General features: G+C 48.6%; 6 tRNA genes and 2 rRNA genes. All 8 read right to left on the reverse strand.

Going from position 1 to position 978, the window contains the following annotated elements:
- Positions 1-100 precede the first annotated feature (100 nt).
- A tRNA-Ala gene (locus KNO87_RS15280) sits at positions 101-176 on the reverse strand.
- A 13-nt stretch (positions 177-189) separates the two neighbouring features.
- Positions 190-266: transfer RNA gene (locus tag KNO87_RS15285), tRNA-Pro, on the reverse strand.
- Positions 267-272: 6 nt separating this feature from the next.
- A tRNA-Arg gene (locus KNO87_RS15290) sits at positions 273-349 on the reverse strand.
- A gap of 32 nt (positions 350-381) precedes the next feature.
- Positions 382-468, reverse strand: a tRNA-Leu gene (locus tag KNO87_RS15295).
- A gap of 41 nt (positions 469-509) precedes the next feature.
- Positions 510-585: transfer RNA gene (locus tag KNO87_RS15300), tRNA-Thr, on the reverse strand.
- Positions 586-594: 9 nt separating this feature from the next.
- Positions 595-670 (reverse strand) — tRNA-Val (locus KNO87_RS15305).
- A gap of 8 nt (positions 671-678) precedes the next feature.
- Positions 679-795 (reverse strand): 5S ribosomal RNA (gene rrf / locus KNO87_RS15310).
- A 100-nt stretch (positions 796-895) separates the two neighbouring features.
- A 23S ribosomal RNA gene (locus tag KNO87_RS15315) occupies positions 896-978 on the reverse strand; the annotation flags it as partial.

Consider the following 978-nt stretch of genomic DNA (forward strand, 5'->3'; position numbering starts at 1 on the left):
ATAGCTCTTAAATTGACGAAGCTTGCGCTTCATTCAAAAATTGTAAAACTTATTTTTGCCTCATCGTTCAGTTTTCAAAGTTCGTCTGTGAAAATAAAATTGGTGGAGCCTAGCGGGATCGAACCGCTGACCTCCTGCGTGCAAGGCAGGCGCTCTCCCAGCTGAGCTAAGGCCCCATAAAAGTGATGATGGTCGGGAAGACAGGATTCGAACCTGCGACCCCTTGGTCCCAAACCAAGTGCTCTACCAAGCTGAGCTACTTCCCGTAAAAATGGTGCACCCTGAGAGATTCGAACTCCCGGCCTTTAGATTCGTAGTCTAACGCTCTATCCAGCTGAGCTAAGGGTGCGAGACGAATAATCATCATGGGAAAAATATTAATGGTACCGAGGGCCGGACTTGAACCGGCACGAGGAAACCCTCGCAGGATTTTAAGTCCTGTGCGTCTACCAATTCCGCCACCCCGGCAAGGTATAATTTCTAGCGGTAGACTTTTTGAAAAGATCAAATGGTGCCGGCGAAAGGATTCGAACCCTCGACCCTCTGATTACAAGTCAGATGCTCTACCAACTGAGCTACACCGGCAGGTGTAAATGGTGGAGGATGACGGGATCGAACCGCCGACCCCCTGCTTGTAAGGCAGGTGCTCTCCCAGCTGAGCTAATCCTCCAATATGTAGCCTGGCAACGTCCTATCCTCACAGGGGGAGATCCCCCAACTACTTTCGGCGCTGAGACGCTTAACTTTCGTGTTCGGCATGGGAACGGGTGTGGCCGTCTCGCTATCGCCACCAGACAAATATTATATTAACATTATCTTAAAATAATGTCAACATGTTTTTTTTAGAGAGATTGTTCCCTGAAAACTGAGGATTCATCAACACAAACCATTAGACTAGATCAAAGCCTCGACCGATTAGTATCATTCAGCTCCACGTGTCACCACGCTTCCACCCATGACCTATCTACCTCATCGTCT

Origin of the sequence: Exiguobacterium sp. s34, assembly GCF_018617435.1 — a bacterium.
GTDB lineage: Bacteria > Bacillota > Bacilli > Exiguobacteriales > Exiguobacteriaceae > Exiguobacterium > Exiguobacterium aestuarii.